Origin of the sequence: Amycolatopsis sp. NPDC051758 (assembly GCF_044453095.1) — a bacterium.
Classification (GTDB): Bacteria; Actinomycetota; Actinomycetes; order Mycobacteriales; family Pseudonocardiaceae; genus Amycolatopsis.
Genome location: NZ_JBITCJ010000007.1, coordinates 418,899 through 437,009, shown reverse-complemented (window position 1 = coordinate 437,009; position 18,111 = coordinate 418,899). Strand labels below are relative to the sequence as shown.

At 74.0% G+C, this 18,111-nt stretch carries 9 protein-coding genes; all 9 read right to left on the bottom strand.

Annotated features, from left to right (window positions below):
* Positions 1-9 precede the first annotated feature (9 nt).
* Positions 10-5,304, bottom strand: a complete 5,295-nt coding sequence (locus ACIA5G_RS32365) for an SDR family NAD(P)-dependent oxidoreductase (RefSeq protein ID WP_395930064.1) — start codon at positions 5,302-5,304, stop codon at positions 10-12.
* Entirely contained in the window at positions 5,301-8,756 is a 3,456-nt protein-coding gene (locus tag ACIA5G_RS32360; RefSeq protein ID WP_395930062.1) for an amino acid adenylation domain-containing protein, read from the bottom strand. Before ACIA5G_RS32360 ends, ACIA5G_RS32365 begins: the two co-directional genes overlap by 4 nt.
* Positions 8,757-8,822: 66 nt before the next feature.
* Positions 8,823-12,260, bottom strand: coding sequence for an AMP-binding protein (locus ACIA5G_RS32355; RefSeq protein WP_395930060.1), 3,438 nt, complete (start codon positions 12,258-12,260; stop codon positions 8,823-8,825).
* 392 nt (positions 12,261-12,652) lie between these two features.
* Positions 12,653-12,883, bottom strand: coding sequence for a hypothetical protein (locus tag ACIA5G_RS32350; RefSeq protein WP_395930336.1), 231 nt, complete (start codon positions 12,881-12,883; stop codon positions 12,653-12,655).
* 105 nt (positions 12,884-12,988) lie between these two features.
* The gene (locus ACIA5G_RS32345) at positions 12,989-14,254 is read right to left on the bottom strand and encodes a PucR family transcriptional regulator (RefSeq protein ID WP_395930058.1); all 1,266 of its coding nucleotides are present in this window, start codon (positions 14,252-14,254) and stop codon (positions 12,989-12,991) included.
* Between the two features lie 24 nt (positions 14,255-14,278).
* Entirely contained in the window at positions 14,279-14,986 is a 708-nt protein-coding gene (locus ACIA5G_RS32340) for an alpha/beta fold hydrolase (protein ID WP_395930056.1), read from the bottom strand.
* A 15-nt stretch (positions 14,987-15,001) separates the two neighbouring features.
* Positions 15,002-16,105 (bottom strand): FAD-dependent oxidoreductase, encoded by a 1,104-nt coding sequence (locus ACIA5G_RS32335; RefSeq protein WP_395930054.1) that lies wholly within the window; start codon positions 16,103-16,105, stop codon positions 15,002-15,004.
* On the bottom strand, positions 16,105-16,791 hold the full coding sequence (locus ACIA5G_RS32330) for a TetR/AcrR family transcriptional regulator (RefSeq protein WP_395930052.1): 687 nt from the start codon (positions 16,789-16,791) through the stop codon (positions 16,105-16,107). The genes ACIA5G_RS32335 and ACIA5G_RS32330 overlap by 1 nt, the downstream gene beginning before the upstream one ends.
* A gap of 95 nt (positions 16,792-16,886) precedes the next feature.
* Entirely contained in the window at positions 16,887-17,645 is a 759-nt protein-coding gene (locus ACIA5G_RS32325) for an ATP-binding protein (protein WP_395930050.1), read from the bottom strand.
* Positions 17,646-18,111: the final 466 nt, after the last annotated feature.

The following is an 18,111-nucleotide window of genomic DNA, read 5'->3' as shown; positions in this document are numbered from 1 at the left end:
TCTCCTGCTTCAGCGCTCGAGCTTGGGGATGGCGGTGGGGGCGGGTTCGGCGGCGGCCGCGGCGCCGGCGCGCAGCTCCTCGATCCGCTCGACCAGCGTGGCCACCGTGGAGGATTCGAACAGCGTCTTCATCGCCAGCCGGGCGCCGGTGGTCTTGCGGACCTGCGCGATCAGCTGGATGGCGACGAGCGAGTTGCCGCCGAGGGCGAAGAAGTCGTCGTGGATGCCGATGCGCTCGACGCCGAGCACCTCGGCCCACTGGCGGGCGATCTCCGCCTCGAGGTCGGTGCGCGGGGCGACGTAGTCGTCGGTCGCGAGCGGCGCCGCCGGCTCGACTGCCGCTTCGGGTTCTTCCAGCCCTTCGGCGGTGACCCGGCGGTCGAACAGGTCGCGCACCGGACGGGTGCTGATCACGACCTGCCCGCCGAGGCCGGGGGTGAGCGCCCGCAGGAACGCCTCGGCGCCGTCGACCGGCCGGATCCCGGCCGACTCCGAGTCCACAGTGGACTTCGCGACCGGGGCCGCGAGCCCGCCGCTGACCGCGCCTTCGTCGACCTGGCGCAGCACGAAGTCCTCGATCTCGACGAGCACACGTCCGTTGTCGTCGCACAGCGTCAGGTCGGCGGCGACCACCTGGTCACCCCCGCCGTCCCGATACCGCAGGTGGCTGTGGAAGCTCGCCGGGAGCGCCTGGTGCACAACCACCCGGCCGTAGCTCATCGGCAGGTAGGTGCCACTCCCCCGGCCGCGGCCGAACGCGGTCGCGACGTCGAGCAGGGCCGGGTGCAGTGCCCAGCCGGTGTCCCCCGCCGCCGCTTCGGGTGCGACGAGCGACGCCAGCTCCTCGTGCTCGCCGACGTGGTGGGTGCGCAGCGCGGCCCACCGCGGGCCGAAGGTGACCATGCTGGTCCGGCCGGTGCCGAACGCCTTGCCGTCGTCGAGCACGTCCGTCCGGGCGCGCACCGCGTCGAGGTCCACAGTGGACGTCGACGGCGCCGGGACCCAGCCCGCGGAGCCACGGACGTGCACCTTGGTCACCCCGGCCGCGCGGCTGGTCACCGCGAAGCCGTCACCGTCGAAGCCGACCCGGTACTCCGCGGTGGTGCCTTCGGGCACCGAGAACGGCTCCAGGAACGCGACGTCACGCAGTTCGACGACGTGGTCGTCCCCCGGTTTCGGCAGGGCCGCTTCGACCGCGGCCCGCACCGTCTCCAGGTGGCCGGTGCCCGGCACGACCGGGACGCCGGCGATCCGGTGCTCACCGAGCAGCCAGTGCCCGGCCGCCGAGACCAGGCCGTGGCAGTCGCCGCCCGTGCGCGTGGTGAGCACGGGGTGCGCGACCGGGTCGTCGGCGCGGGTGCGGGTGGAGCGGATCGCCGTCGGCGCGGCGACCTCGGCGGCCATCCCGACCTCGTCCCAGCCACCCCAGTTGTGCGAGACGACGCGGGCCTGCCAGCCGTGGTCGCCACGCGCGTAGGCGTCGAGGAAGTTGTTGGCCGCGCAGTAGTCGACCTGCCCGAAGTCGCCGGACACCGCGGTGACCGACGAGCACAGCGCGACGAAGTCCATCGGCAGGTCGGCGAACGCCCCGGCGAGCGCCAGGGTGCCGGCGATCTTCGGCGCGAGCACCGCTTCGGCGGCCGCTCGCTCCTTGACCTCGGCGACCCCACCGCCGGGCAGCCCGGCCGCGTGCACGATGCCGTCCAGCCCGCCGAACTCACGCTCGGCCAGCTCGCGGACCTCCCGCAACCGCGCCGGATCGGTGACGTCGGCGGCGAGCACGTGCACCATCGCTCCGGCGGCCTCCATGCGCCGGACGGCGAGCATCGCGCGCCCGGCCCGGTCGGTGCCGCCGGGTGCGGCGAGGTGCGCGTCCCACTCCTCCCGCGGCGGGAGCCCACCGCGGGTCAGCAGGATCAGCTTCGCCCGGACCCGCAGCGCGAAGTCCTCGGCGAGGGTGACACCGATGCCGCCGGTGCCGCCGGTGATCAGGTACCGGCCGCCTTCGCGCAGCACCGGCGGCGCTGCTTCGGGGACCGTGAGCTGCGTGTGCTCGAGAACCCAGCGACGGCCGCGGCGCAGCGCCACCTCGGCCGCGGCGTCCGCCGGGCCGAACAGCTCGGTGACCACCTCCGCGGACGCGGACTCGACGTCGATCCGCCGCACCACCGTGCCGGGGACCTCCAGGGGCAGCACCCGCGCGATGCCGGCGAGGGTCGCGTGTTCGGGCCGGGTGAGGTCGGTGCCGGTGACGTCGGCGGTGCCGGTGCTCAGCACGTCGAGCCGCACCGGCTCGCCCCACGCCTGGACGAGGTTGAGGACGCTGAAGAACCCGCGGTCCTGGGCGGCCATCCCGGTCTCGGCGCCGCCGAGCGCCCACGCGTGCACAACCCGCTCGGGACGGGTGCCGAGCGCGGCGACCAGTTCGTCGTAGTCCGCGCGGGCGCCGGGCCGGACGGTGAACCCGTTTCCGGTCGCGGCGAAACCCGCACCCGGCCGGACCTCGGTGACCACGACCCCGGCGTCGCGCAGCAGGCCCGCCACGACGTCGTCGTCGACGAAGGCGAGGCACGACGTGAACGGCTCGCGCCGCAGCTCGGGCCCGGCCTGCCGCCAGGACGGGACGGCGAACCACTCTTCGAGAGGCAGCGGTCCGCTCGGCCGCACCGGCTCGACGGCCGTGCCCGCGGGGTCGGCGTCGACCCAGTACCGCTTGCGTGCGTACGGATAGCCCGGCAGCGGAACACGGCGCCCGTATGTCATCAGGCCGACGGGCACTCCGTGCGTCCACAGCAGACCGGCGGCCGCGTGGAGCGTTTCGACGTCGCCGTCACGCTCGGTGCGGCCCGGCAGGCTCGGCTGCGGCGCGGGCAGGCCCTTGGGCACCTGGCCGCGGGCCAGCCCGGCCAGCTGGTGGCCCGGCCCGCACTCGACGAGCGTCCACCGCTCGCCCCCGGCGAACAGCGTCCGGACGCAGTCGCCGAACCGGACCGCCTGCCGCAGGTGCGCGGCCCAGTACGCCGGGTCGGTGGCCTGGTCGGCGGTGATCCAGTCACCGGTCAGGTTCGACAGGAACGGCAGCGCGGGCGCCGAGCGCGGCACCGCGGCGACCGCTTCGGTGAACTCCGCGAGGATCGGGTCCATCATCGGCGAGTGGAACGCGTGCGACGTCACCAGCTCGCGGCACTGCACGTCACTGGACTTGAGCAGGGCGGCAAAATCGGCCACGGCTTCGGTGGGACCGGCGACAACGCAGGTGCCGGGCCCGTTGACCCCGGCGATCGCAAGCCCTTCGGGCAGCCGCTTCGTGACGGACTCCTCGTCGAGCTGGACGGCGAGCATCGCGCCGGCGGGCATCGCCTGCATCAGCTCACCGCGCCGGACGACCAGCCGCAGCGCGTCGGCCAGGGTGAACACCCCGGCCACGGTGGCCGCGACGTATTCGCCGACGGAGTGGCCGATCATCGCTCCCGGCCGCACACCCCAGCTGCGCCACAGCATCGCCAGCGCGTACTCGACGACGAACAGCGCGGGCTGGGTGAACCGGGTCTCGCGCAGCTTCGCGTCCCCGCCGCGCTCGAAGATCAGCTCCTTCAGGCCCTCGACGCCGGCCAGCTCGCAGCACTCGTCGACGGCCGCGGCGAACACGGGCTCACTGCGGTACAGCTCGGCGCCCATCCCCGCGTACTGCGAACCCTGTCCGGAGAACAGGAACGCCACCTTGAGCTCGTCCGCCTGAGCGGTGAGGAGCCGGCGCGGGTCGCGCAAGCCGTCCACCGCGTCCTCCGGGTCTCGGGCGACCAGCGCCGCCCGGTGCGGGTACTCGGTGCGTCCCGCCGCGAGGGTGTGCGCGACGTCGGCGAGGTCGAGGTCGACGTCTCCGGCCAGCCGGTCGGCGAGCCGCTCGACCGCCGCGGACAGCGCTTCCGCGGTCTTCGCGGAGACTCGCAGCAGCTGCGCCGGGTGCGGCCGGTGGGTGCGCTGCGGTGCCGGCGCCTCCTCCAGCACGACGTGCGCGTTGGTGCCGCCGACGCCGAACGAGCTGACACCCGCGCGGCGCGGAGTGGCGGCCGCCTCCCACTTCGTCACGGTGCGCGCCGGGTAGAACGGGCTGCGCGGGAAGTCGATGCCCGGGTTGGGTTCTTCGTAGTTGATGGTCGGCGGGATGAGCCCGTGTTCCATCGCCAGCACCGTCTTGATCAGCGCCACCACGCCGGCGGCCTGGGACAGGTGGCCGATGTTCGACTTCACGGAGCCGATGGCGCACCAGCCGGTGTCCGACACGCCGTGACCGTACACAGTGGACAGTGAGGTGATCTCGATCGGGTCGCCCAGCGCGGTCCCGGTGCCGTGGGCCTCGACGTAGCCGATCGAGCGCGGGTCGACCGCGGCCATCCCGACCGCCTGCGCGATCGCCTCGGTCTGCCCGGCGACACTCGGCGCGGAGAAGCCGACCTTCGTGGCGCCGTCGTTGTTGATCGCGTTCCCGAGCACCACCGCCCGGATGTGGTCGCCGTCTTCCAGGGCCTGGGCCAGCCGCTTGACCAGCACCACCCCGACGCCGCTGCTCCACACCGTGCCGTTGGCGCCGGCGTCGAACGCGCGCACGTGCCCGTCCGGCGAGGTGAAGCCTTCGACCCCCATGTACCCGATGCCGTGCGGCATCTCCAGGTTCACACCGCCGGCCAGCGCCATGTCGCACTCGCCGTTGCGCAGCGCCTCGCAGGCCAGGTGCACCGCGACCAGCGACGTCGAGCAGGCTGTGTGGACGGACAGGCTCGGGCCGCGCAGGTTGAGCTTGTAGGACACCGACGTCGTCAGGTAGCTCGGCTGGTTGCCGGTCGACATCCCGATGCCGCCGTGCTGCGACGCCATCACCCGCTCGTTGCGCAGCAGGTTCTCGATCAGGTAGCCGGTCCGGCCGGTGCCGCCGTAAACGCCGATCGCCCCGCGGTAGCGGGCCGGGTCGTACCCGCCGTCGGTGAGTGCCGAGTGGCAGGCTTCGAGGAAGACGCGGTGCTGCGGATCGGTGATCTCCGCTTCACGGCTGGTCATGCCGAACAGCTCGGCGTCGAACTCGTCGAAGCCGTCGACCATCGTCGTCGCGTTGACCCAGCTGGGATCGGCCAGCGTTTCCGGGTCGGCGCCGCGGGCCAGCAGCTCCTCGCGGGTGGCCGGCCGGATGGACTCGACGCCGTCGACGAGGTTGCGCCAGAACTGCCGGAGGTCGCCGGCGCCCGGGACGCGGGCGGCCATTCCGACGATGGCGATCGGCTCGGCGCCGGGTTCGGGGTCGTGGGTCACTGGGCTTGCTCCTGTTCCTGGCCGGTCGTGCCGGCACCGCGGCGGGGTCTTCTGGACGGGGTGCGCCCCCGGCGGGCGGCGACCCGCTCGGCGGCGCGGGCGAGCTCGGGGCTGGTTGCGGGCCTGGCGTGCAGGTAGGCCGCCAGGGCGCGGACCGTGGGGTGGCTGAACAGCTCGACGACCGGGATGCGGCGGCCGAGCCGGTCGGTGAGCTGCGCGTGCACCTTCATCAGGGCGAGCGAATGGCCGCCGACGTCGAAGAAGTTGTCGGTGACCCCCACGCGTTCGACGCCGAGCACTTCTCGCCAGGCCTGCGCGATCACCGCCTCGGTGGCGGCGAGCACGGCGACGTCGGTGACCTCCGGCGCGGGCGCCGGCCGCGCGCGGGTCATCGCGTCCGGCGCGGCGGTGCGCACCGAGGGCCGCGGGGTCGCGGGCAGGCAGCTCCCGACCGGCCGGTCCGGCGCGGCGGCCAGCCCGGCGAGCAGGTCCGCGTAGTCCGCGGCGAGCGCGGTCATCCGGGCGGCGTCGAACAGGTCCGGGTTGTAGAGCAGCTCGACGCCGTCGCCGAGAACGTAGACGGTCAGGTCGAACGGCGAGCCCGGCTTGGCGACGGGCAGCCAGCCGGCCCGCACCCCGGGCAGCTCCAGGCGCGGCTCGGTGAAGTTCAGGATGTTCACCATCACCTGCACCAGCGGGGCTTGCGCGGGGTCCCGGCCGACGCCTAGCGCCTCCACGAGCCGGTCGAGCGACGCCGCCGGGTGCGCGGTCGCGGCCAGCAGCTCGGCCCCGCCGCGCCGGGCGTGCGTGGCGAAGTCCGCGTTGTCGTCCGCCCGCAACCGCACCGGCAGGATGTCCACGAAGAACCCGGCGAGGTCCTGGGTCTCGGGGAGCTGCCGGTCGGCCACGACGGTGGCGACCAGGTGGTCGTCCCCGCCGGTGAGCCGGTGCAGCAGCTGCCCGAACGCCGCCAGCAGCACCCCGGCCCGGGTGGTCCCGGTGCGCGCGGCGAGGTCCCGGACGGCCTCGACGGCGCCGTCCGGGAACGCCTGGTGCACACTCGCGCCGCGGTAGGTCTGCACGGCGGGCCGCGGCCGGTCCCGCGGAAGGTCCACTGTGGACGGCGCGCCGGCCAGGTGTTCGGTCCACCAGGCGAGGTCCACGGCTTCCCGGCGGCTGTCCCGGTCCGCACGCCACGCCGCGTAGTCCGCATAGGACGCGACGAGCGGCGGCAGCGACGCACCGGCGTAGGCCGCGGAGAGATCGGCGCAGAACACGTCCTGGGACCAGCCGTCGAACACGGCGTGGTGCAGCGTGAAGCCGAGGACGTGGTCGTCCGGCCCCAGTTCGTACAGCCGGACCCGCCACGGCGGCTCCCGGTCGAGGTGCAGGGGCGTCGCCGCGTCGACGGCCAGCCGGTCGGCGAGGAAGGGCTCGGTCAGGCTGGTCATCGGCACCGGAACGTCCTCCGGCGGCACGCAGTCGGCGTGCGGGACGCCGTCGACCGGCCGGATCCGCCAGCGCAGCACGGCGTGCCGCTCGGCCACCGCACGCAGGGCGGCGCGCAGCCGCACCACGTCCAGCCGGCCGGACAGCCGGAACGCCATCGTGATGTTGTACGGCGCCGAGCCGGGGGCGAGCTGGTCGAGGAACCACAGCCGGCGCTGCGGGGGTGACAGCGCGGGCGCGTGCCCGGTGGTCAGGCCCGGCCCGCCGAGCGGAGCGGCCGCGGCCACCCGCTGTTCGAGACCGCCGAGGGTCCGCCCGGCGAAGACGTCCTCGGCGGAGACGTCGGCGGCCAGCTCCGAGCGCAGGGCCGCGACCAGGCGCATCGCGGCGATCGAGTCGCCGCCGGCCAGCAGGAAGTCCGGCCCGGCGCCGGCCCCGAGCACCTGCCGCCACACCCGGGCCACCGGTGACGCGGGTTCGGCTTCCCCCGGTTCGGGCGGGACTTCGGCGAGTGCGCGCAGCGCGGGCCGGTCGATCTTGCCGGTGCCGGTGCTGACCGGCAGCAGGTCGAGCCGCCGGATCACCGCCGGGCGCATCGCCTCGGTGAGCCGGTCGCCGGCGTACGCGCGGATATCCTCATCGGACGGTGCCGAGGCCGGGGTCAGGAACGCGACCAGCCGGGTGCCGCCGGGGCCGGGCACGGCCTCGACCGCGACGGCGTCGACCCCGGGGTGCGCGCCGAGTGCGGCTTCGACCTCGCCCAGCTCGATCCGCTGCCCGCGCACCTTCACCTGCCGGTCGGCGCGGCCGGCGAACTCCAGGCGGCCGTCGGGCCGCAGGCGCGCCAGGTCGCCGGTGCGGTAGGCCCGCTCCCCCGGCTCCCGGGGGTCGTCGACGAACTTCGCCGCGGTCAGCTCGGGGCTGCCCAGGTAACCCGCGGCCACCCCCGGCCCGCCGATGAGCAGTTCCCCGATCTCACCCGGGGGCACCGGCCGCAGGTCGTCGCCGACGACGTGGGCGTGGTGGTTCGGCGTCGGGGTGCCGAGCGGCAGCGGGTCGGCCGGGCAGCCGGTGACCTCGTCGGTGACCACCACGACGGTCGTCTCGGTCGGGCCGTACACGTTGAAGAACCGGCGGCCGGGCAGCCAGCGCGCGGCCAGATCGGCGGGCACCGGCTCACCACCGCAGGCGATGGTCCGCCAGCCGGGCACATCCGCGGGGTCGAGCAGCGACAGCAGCGTCGGGGTGATGAACCCCCAGTCGACCTGGTGCTCGACCACGAACCGGCGGAGCCGTTCCGGGTCGGCCCGGTCGGCCGAGCCGGCCAGCTGCACGGATCCGCCGACGGCCAGCGACACGAAGACGTCCATCGTGAAGGCGTCGAACCCGGGTGAGGAGATGCCGAGCGCGCGGCTGCCGGGGCCGATGCCGAGCCGGGCGGCGAACCCGGTGACAAACGCGACGATGTTGCGGTGGCTGGTGAGCACGCCCTTCGGCCGTCCGGTCGAGCCGGACGTGTAGAGCACGTGCGCGGTGTTCTCCGGACCGGCCGGGCAGGTGCCGGGCGCGGCGGGCGGAGGCACGTCGAGCGCCTCGATCCCTTCCACCGCGCCGAATTCGGCGACCGCGGCGTCCCCGATCACCAGGGAAACCCCGGCGTCGGCGGTGATCCCGGTCAGCCGCGCCCGCGGCCCGCCCGGGTCGAGCGGGACGTAACAGCCACCGGAGAGCAGCACACCGAGCACGGTGGCCACCAGCGCGGGCCGCCGGTGGGCACAGATCCCGACCCGGGTCTCCGGGCCGGCGCCGCGCTCGCGCAGGGCGGCCGCCACTCCCCAGGCCGCGGCGACGAGCTCAGCGTAGGTGAGCCGGACGTCGCCCTGCCGCACGGCGAGCGCGGCCGGCGTCCGCCGTGCCTGCGCCAGGACCAGTGCGGCGACCGTGGTGTCCGGATAGGACAGTGACGGGCCGTGGATGCCCACGACGGGCAACGTGTCAGTCACGGTGAACTCCCCAGTTCGGTGTGCGGCCCGGGACCGCGGTGGCGGCCGGGCGGTGGAGCTTGCGGGTCACGGGTGGTTTCCCGGGACCGGCGGGTCGATCCAGCACCTGCTGCGCCGGAACGGGTGGCCGGGCAGCGGCACCCGGCCCGGCTCCGCGCCGTCGTGGCGGGCGGCCCAGTCGACGTCGGCGCCGCCGACCCAGCGGACGGCCAGCTCACGGGCCGCACCAGGCGGCCCGGCCAGGTCACCGCCGTCGGCGAGGAGCGTGTCGAGGGCTTCGACGGCCTCCGCCGCGGTCGTCGCGACCACCGCCGCGCGGCAGGCGAACTCGCGGCGGCCGACCGCGAGGGTGTAGGCGACGTCGGCGAGGTCGGGCGGGTCGGTGGCGAGCCGGTCGCGCAGTGCGGAAAGCGTCTCGCGCCGGGCTTCCTCGTCGCGCGCGGACACCGGCAGCACGTACGGGCCGTCGGCGGTGACCCGCGGCCCGGTGGCCGGCGGCTCTTCGACGACCACGTGGACGTTGGTGCCGCCCAGGCCGAACGCGCTGACCCCGGCGACCCGCCGCGGCGCCTCCGGCCAGTCGGCCGCCTTGACGGGCACGTACAACGGCCCGCCGGCCAGGTCGACCTCCGGGTGCGGCGCGGTGAAGTGCAGGTTCGGCGGGATCACGCCGTGGCGCACGGAAAGCACGGTCTTGATCAGCCCGGCCACCCCGGCCGCCGCGTCGAGGTGCCCGATGTTCGTCTTGACCGAGCCGAGGGCGCACGTGCCGGCCGGGACGTCCCGGTACACGCGGTTCAGCGCGGCCACCTCGATGGCATCACCCAGCGGGGTGCCGCTGCCGTGCGCCTCGATCAGCCGGACCTCCGCCGGGTCGACCTCGGCCACGGCCAGCGCCTCGGCGACGGCCGCCGCCTGGCCCGCCGGCCCCGGCACGGCGTACCCGGCGCGCTCGGCGCCGTCGTTGGTCATCGCCCAGCCGGGCAGCACGGCGTGGATGTGGTCGCGGTCGGCCAGTGCGTCGGACAGCCGCCGCAGCACCACGACCCCGGCGCCGGAGCCGAAGCCGGCGCCGTCGGCGGCCGCGTCGAACGACCGGCAACGGCCGTCCGGCGAGGCAAGCCCGCCCGCGCGGTACCGCGGCCAGGTGATGCTCACCCCGCCCGCGAGTGCGAGGTCGCACCGGTACTCGGCGAGGCTCTGCGCGGCCAGCCCGACCGCGGCCAGCGAGCTGGAGCAGGCGCTTTGGACGGCCACCGCGGGCCCGGTCAGCCCGAGGCGGTAGGCGACCTGGCCGGGCAGGTGGTCGGTGAGCTGGCGGCCGAGGAGCCGGCCTTCCCAGTCGTCGGGGTCGACGTCGCCGGTCACGGCCGGGTTCCCGAACAGGTGGAACAGGAAGTACCGGTTCACCCCCGCCGAGGTGAAGACGCCGACCGGGCCGTGTTCCTTCGCCGGGTCGCGGCCCGCGTCTTCCAACGCCCGCCAGGCCGTCTCGAGGAACAGCCGGTGCTGCGGGTCGGTGCGAGCCGCTTCTTCCCCGGTGAACCCGAAGAACGCGGCGTCGAAGTCCTCGACGCCTTCGATCCGGCCGCCGGCGCGGACGTGCGCGGGGTCGGCGCGCAGGCCGGGGCCGATGCCGAGGGCGGCGAGCTCGTCGTCGGTGTAGTCGTGGATCGTGTCGGCGCCGGCGCAGAGGTTCCACCAGAACGCCGCCGCGTCCGGCGCGCCGGGGAACCGGCAGGCGAGCCCGACGACGGCGATCAGGTCGCTGCCGGGCTCGTCCACCTCGCCGGGGGCCGCCGCCACGCGTGGCTCGTCCGAAGTGGACGGTTCGAGGTACGCGGCCTGGGCCGCGACCGTCGGGTGTTCCAGCAGGCCGAGCAGCGGAACGTCGACCCCGAACTCCGCGGCCAGCCGCTGCTGGACCCGGCCCAGCAGCAGCGAATGCCCGCCGACGTCGAAGAACGCGTCGCCGGTGCCGATCCGGTCGTGGCCCAGCACCGCGCACCAGATCGTGTGCACGCGCCGCTCGGCCGGGGTCATCGGCCCGGCCACCACCGGCGCGGCCGGACGTGGGTCCGGAAGCGCTTCCTCGTCCAGCTTGCCGGTGACCGTGAGCGGGAACGCCGCGACCACGGTCACCGCCGACGGCACCGCGTGCGCAGGCAGGACGCCGGCCAGCGCGATCCGCAGCGCCGGCCCGTCCGGGCGCGCGTCCGGCGCCGGGACGACGTAGGCGAGCAGCTCGCCGTCCCGGACGACGGCTCGCGCCCCGGTGACTCCGGGCTGCTCACCGAGCCGGGCCTCGACCTCGGTCAGCTCGACGCGGAACCCGCGCACCTTCACCTGCCGGTCCAGCCGGCCGAGGCAGACGAGGGTCCCGTCCGGCAGCACCCGGCCGAGGTCGCCGGTGCGGTAGCTGCGGACGCCGTCGGCGCCGGTCGTGAAGGCCGGGCTCGGCTGGTCGAAGTAGCCGTCCACCAGGTACCGGCCGCTGACCTCGAGCTCGCCGCCGTCGAGCACGGTGAGCGTGTAGCCGGGCAGCGCGGCGCCGATCGGCAACGGACCGGTGGTGTCCGGATCGACGTCGGCGGCGGTCAGCCGGTGCTGCGCGGCGAAGGTCACCTCGGTCGCGCCGTAACCGTTGACGTACACACAATCGGCGGCGAAGCGGCCGCGGCGGACGTCGGCGTAGGTGGCCTGCTCGCCGCCCAGCAGGACGGTCCGCACCGACGGCAGGTCGCCGTCGAGGGCCTCCAGCAGGTAGCGGTAGACCGTCGGCGTCGAGTGGTAGACGGTCACCTCGTGCCGCGCGAGCTCGCGCGCCGCGTGGGCCACCCCGTGGGCGCGGACGTCGACCGGCACCACGGTGGCGCCGGTCAGCAGCGCCGGGTAGAGGTCCGGGATCGCCGCGTCGAAGCCGAAGGACGCCAGCAGGCTGACCCGGTCGGCGGCGGTGATGCCGAGCGTCGCGATCTGGTTGCCGACCACGTGGAGCAGGTTGCGGTGGGTCTGCGCGACCGCCTTCGGCGTGCCGGTGGACCCGGAGGTGAACAGGACGTAGGCGGGCGCGTCCGGGTCCGGGTCGGGCACCGGCAGCGGCGCGGTGTCCGACCCGGACCGGACGACACGCGCGGACCCCGTGCGGCACAAGGCTTCCGCGAGATCGGCGTGCGCGGGATCGGCGAGCACGGCCGACACGCGCGCCGCGCCGACCTGGTGGGCGAGCCGGTCCCGCGGGAACGTCGGGTCCAGCGGGACGTAGGCACACCCGGCGGCGAGGGTGCCCAGGATCGCGGCGATCGCGGCGGTGCCGTGCCCGGTGAGCAGGCCGACGAACTCGCCCGGCCGGACCCCGGCGTCGAGCAGCCGGGCGGCGTGCCCGCCGGCCAGCTCGGCCAGCCGGGCATAGGTCACCGCCGAGTCGTGCTCGACCACGGCGATCCGGTCGGGCGACTGCTGGGCGATTCCCGCGAAACGGTGGATGCAGCCGGCTTGCGTCATCGCTCGGTGACGGCCCCCGACGGCGAATGGGCGCGCGGAAACCACGGCGGTGACGTCGACTTCATCTCACTCCCCAGTGCGATTCAAAGCGAAGAATCACGCAAGGTTAAGGGTCACGAAGCCGAAGCGGGATACGTAATCCGCAGAGTTGAGCCGAATGGCCCATCGATCTCACCCTCGACGTGGCATTTTCCCACGTCATCCACAGCCGGGATGCGCGCCTGGTCCACTTGGCCGACCACCGTGGACAATCAATCAACTACCCTGTGTCACAGCCTTGAGGACGGCATCACGCTGGTCGGATATTCACCGACAAACGATTTGGCACATCTTTTCGGCGCGCCTTTCCACAAAATCGATCCAGAAAAACGGCGCGAAGATCCAGGGCAGCGCTATCCGGCGTTGGCCAGCAGACCCGGCCCCGACGGCGCGCTCGCCATCAGGCACGCGTGGCACGGCATCCCGCGCAACCCGTCCAGCACCTCGGCTTGGCCCGGCCGGATCGCCTCGCCGCACAGCGCCGTCAGGTGCTCCGGCACCGGGCCCGTGGGCACCGGGATCAGGTGACAGACTCGTCTGCTTTCGCCGACGACGCCTCGGCGTAGCCGCACCAGCGCGAGCATCCCACCGTTTTCACCCATTGGGGAAAGGTAGGCCGAACGGCCGACCGGGGCTTCGTGCTCGCGGCCCAACGATCTTCGCCGCCGGTGGTCCGGGACACCAAACCCTCAGGCCGCCGCCAGCACCGCCGCACCCAGCCGCCGGCACAGGTTCAGCGCCAGCTCGACGTCCAGCCGGCCCTCCGCGAGCCCGCGCGGCAGCAGCTCCTGCGCCTTGCGGACGCGGTACTGCACGGAGTTCTTGTGCATCGTCAGCTCGGCGGCCGACGCGGTGTAACTGCCACCGGAGGCCAGGAAGACGCGCAGGGTCTCGCGCAGCCGGGCGCAGTTCTCGTCGTCGGCGGCCAGCGGCCCGAGAGTGCTCGCCACCCACAGCCGGGCCGCGTTCAGGTCGCTCGTCATCAGCGCCACCGTGCCCACCTCCCGGAAGGTCAGCACCCGGTCGCAGTGCTCACCGGCGGCGAGGGCCAGCGCGTGCACCCGGCGGGCCTGCTGGTGGGTGTCGCGGAAGCCGTCGACGCCGGTGGCGGGGTCGCCGACCGTCACGCGCACCCCGGGCTCGGTGCCCTCGAGCGCCGCGTCGAGGTCTTCGCGGCGGACCGCCGCCCCCGGCGCGAGCGGGAGCCACACCCACGCGCCGGCTTCGTCGCGGGGCACGAAGAGTGGACGGCCCTGGCCCCCGAGGCGCTCGAGCACCGCACCCGCGGCCGACTCCAGCAGCGACAGCGCGTCGCCGGCGTAGCCCTCCGACGCGTGCCAGACGATCATCCCCACGTGCGTGCCACGCAGGCGGTAGCCGATCACGGCTTCGGCCGCGTCGACGTCGGGCGGGCCGCTGTTGTCACCGAGCAGGTCGAGCACCTTCGCCGCCCGCGCGGCGCTCCGGTTGAGCAGCCACTTGTCGCGTTCGTCCTGGTAGACGCTCACGAGCTGGCGGACTACCCGCGTGATGAACTCGTAGGCGACCTTGAGCAGCCGGCGCATCATGGCCCCGAGCAGGGCCGCGTCGTCGACCAGCCGGATGCACTCCTGGAACCCGAAGTCGAGCATCGCGGCCTGCCCGAGGTCGTACGCGCGGATCAGGTCGAACACCGGTGTGCCGCGCTGCGCCAGCCGGCGCGCGTACTCCACGGCCGCCGCGGGCGGCTCGACCGTCGCGGGGTCGATGCCGTGCCGGAAGATCTGCAGGGCGGTCTCGATGTTCTGGTAGACGCTCGCCGACAGCAGGCTCACCATGCGCTCGTCGTCGTTGACCAGCTGCGGCAGGTCGTTGGCGTAGAGCTGCACCAGCTCTACGGTCAGCTCGCCGGCCCGGTCCGCCAGCGTGGCGGCGATCTGCCGGATCCGCTCCGAGACGACTTCTTCGTCCAGCATGGAGCCACCCTACGGGGTGATGGATCATGCTCGCCGGAGGAACTCGTCGATCTTCGTGAACGTCTCGGCCGGGGCCTGGGCGTGCGGCATGTGCCCGGCGCCCGGCACCACCTCGAACCGGGCGTCGGCGAACCCGGCCGCGTACGCCTTGCCGAACGCCGGCGGGACGACGACGTCGTCTTCACCCCAGATCAGCAGCGCCGGGATCCGGACCCGCGCCAGCCGGCGCAGCAGCTTCGGGTCGCCGATCGCCGGACCGGCGTAGGCCCGCAACGTGGCCAGGTCGGCCGGCGCCGGGCCCGGCGCGCCGGGCGGCGGCTCCGGCATGCGCACGGGGTGGCCGTCGACCTCGGGGCCGATGCCGTCGAGCACCACCAGCGCGCGGATGCGCCGCCCGCGGTCGCGCACGGCCATTTCGGACGCCACCCAGCCGCCGAAGGAACTGCCCACCACCACGACGTCTTCGAGGTCTTCGTCGTCGAGGAGGTCGAGGTAGGTGACGGCGAGGTCGTCGACGCCGGTGAACCAGTCCGGGCGCGGGGTGCCGGCCCAGCCCGGGTGCGTCGGCGCGAGCACGCGGGCCTCCGGCTCGAAGTGCTCGACGATGGGCGCGACGCCCCGCGGGCCGGCGCCGCCGTGCAGCGCGAGCACGGCGCGGTTGCCGCTCCCGGTGTCGAGGAGGGTGATCTCCAGTCCGGGGTGGGGCCGGAGCACCCGGGTCTGTTCGGTCATCGTGGTGCCTTTCGGTCAGTGGTGGGCGGTGTGGGCCAGCATCTGGTCGACCATCGCGGCGGGCGCGTCCGGCCGGAAGCAGGCTTCGAGGTTGGCCGCCGAGTCCCGGGCCGCTTCTTCCGCTCGCGGGAACAGCGCGGCTTCGTAGGCCGAGAGAGCGCTTTCGACGTCGGCGTGGTCCGCGAGGGCGAGGGCCAGTTCGGTGGCGTCGAGCATGGCCAGGTTCGCGCCTTCACCGGCGAACGGCGACATCACGTGCGCGGCGTCGCCGAGCAGCGTCACCCCTGGCACCCGGTCCCAGCGGTGGCCGACCGGCAGGGCGTGGATCGGGCGGGGCACCAAGGTGCCGTCGCTGTCGACGAGGAGCGCCCGCAGTCCGGCGTCGAAGTCGGCGAAGAGCTCGAGGAGCCGTTCGCGGTCCGCGAGGCCGGTGACCGCGGCCGGGTCGTCGGTCTCCACCGCGGCGTACACGCGGATGCGCCCACCGCCGTTGCGCTGGGCGATCAGGCCCTTCCCGCCGGCCAGCGCGAACATCGACCCGGAGCCGACGAGCGCCGCCGCGGCCGGGTGCTTGCTGTCCACATCGGACAGATTGGCCTCCACGAAGGAGAGTCCGGAGTAGACCGGCACCGCGTCGGACAGCAGCGGCCGCACCTTCGACCACGCGCCGTCCGCGCCGACGACCAGATCGGTCTCGACAACTTCGCCGGTGGCCAAGGTGATCGCACCGGCGGACACCGCGGTCACCTTGCTCCCCCAGCGGACGACGCCGTCAGGCAGGGACCCCGCCAGGATCCGCTTGAGCTCACCGCGGTCCACCTCGGGCCGGGTGCCGCCACTTTCTTCCGCGGTCTCTTCGAACCGGACGACGCCGTGCCGGTCGAGGATCCGCAGCGCCTCGCCCTCCTCGCGGGCGACGGCGCGGAACTGCTCCGTCAGGCCGGCTTCGGCGAGTGCGCGCAGGCCGGACTCCTCGTGCAGGTCCAGCGTGCCGCCCTGGTCACGGGCGGTCGGGGACGCGTCGAGCTCGTAGACGGCCGACGTGATCCCGCGGGTGTGCAGGACCCGGGCCAGGGTGAGACCACCCAGGCCGGCACCGACGATGGTGATCGAAGGCATCAGGACTCCTCGGGTTCGGGGCGCGGGGTGGTGAGCGCGCCGTTCAGCAACGCGTCGAACGCCCACCGCGTGCGGGCGGGGCCGGAGCCGGACACCAGGTCGGCGGCCATGGCGGCGATGTGCGGATGGGTCCGCGGCGAGGCGGTGGCGAGCGAGTCGACCATGACCTCGTGCTCGCGGGCCGCCCCCGGCTTCTCGCGGCGGCTGCCGTGCTCGACGGCGGCCGCGGTGGCGGTCAGGAGCAGCACATCGACCGCCCAGGCGGCCTGCCCCGGCGCCATGCCGCCCTCGTCGAGCAGCGCCAGCACCGCCTCGACGACGGCGAGGTAGTGCGGTCCGCTGAGCCTGGTCACCAGCGCGACCCGGGCCAGGCTCGGGTGCGCGAACAGCACCGACCGATAGGAGTCCAGCACGGCCCAGAGCCGCTCGCGCCAGTCCCCCGCGCCGTCGAGGCCGACCTCCCCGAGCAGTTCGTCGAGCACCGCGGCGTGCAGTTCCTCGGTGTCCTTGACGTACACGTAGAGCGACGCGGCACCGGTGTCGAGCTCCTTGGCGAGCCGGCGCATGGTGACCCGTTCGACGCCTTCGGCGCGCATCACGGCGACCGCCGTCGTCACGATGCCTTCGCGCGACAACGCCGGCTTCGCCGGGCGCTCGCGCCGGTTGTAGATGCTTTCCGGAGCCATGCCTCCACCGTAGCGAACATGTTCGTTACGAGCACGTTCGGGACGAACATGTTCGCGTGATCCATGTCACCCCGGTCGGCGGCTCACGTGCGGGTTCAGGGACCGATCGACCGCGGGCGGCGGCGCTCTGGGAGTGTCAGCACCGCCCACACGACCTTTCCGCCGGTCCAGCGGGTGCTGCTGCCCCACGCCCGGGCGGTCTGCGCGACGATCCGCAGCCCGAGACCCGGCTCCAGGATGTCCGGCCGCTCGATCAGGACGGCGGGTCGCGAGTCGTCGTCGCTGACGGCGATGGTCAGCAGGTCGTCGCGAAGCTCGAGCCGCAGCCGCGGCTCGGACGAAGTGTGCCGGGACGCGTTGTCGGTGAGTTCGGCCGCGATCAGGGTCCCGTCGTATTCGAGCGCGGGCACGCCCCACTCCTCGGTCCGGTCCCGGACGAACGCCCGCGCCTGCGCGATCCCGGCCTCCCCGCGCGCCAGCGTCCGCCCGGCCCGCCGCCGGATCCGGTGCGGCAGCGCCTGTTCGGCGGTTTCGACGTCCGGGTGCACGGGCACGAACCGGTTGAGGCCGTAGTCTTCGAACGCCCGGAGGTGGCCGGGCTGCCGGGTCACGACGGCCATCGGGATGCCGGGCCACTCCTCGAGCCGCCGGGCGACCAACGGGAACACGGCCGGCGGCCGGCTCCCCAGTGCCAAGCCGTCGATGTCGGCGATCAGGCCGGGCGGGACGTCGGCGCCGATCTTCAGCAGGCCGTCGCGCAGGAAGGGGTAACCCGTGATGTCGAGCTCTCCGGTGACGGTCACCAGCGCGCTCGACGCCCGGGTCCGCAGCAGCAGCTCGATGCCTTCAGCCACGAGGACCGGCCGGGTGACGCCGTCTTTCCATGTGTTTCACGCTAGTCCCCCACGAGGCGGGCGCATAGGCCGGTGACCCAACCTCTCCCCACGCTCGCTCGCCACCGGTCCCCGACTCGGTCGCGTCGCCGGACTCATCCGATGGGCGCAGCGCGCTCGGCCATTCCCCATTGACCGCACTCCCGGCGAAAAGAATCGGAAACATTTCCGAAACCCGGACCAGTTCCCCAACTGGTCTGGACCACAATGCGAAGATCACCCGTCCGGCGGTTTCCCGTTGCCCGGCAATGGAGAGTCTCCGCCACCGGGTAATCGGTGACCCACTCATACCACCGGTCTGCAATTACTCCGAAATTGCTCCACGCGACTTTCGGGGGGTGTGAGAACATCGCACTGGCGGTATATCTGAAACGACCTGATCCGCAGTGACCGGCCGGACTCCCCCGGCCGGTTCGACGCCGCCCGC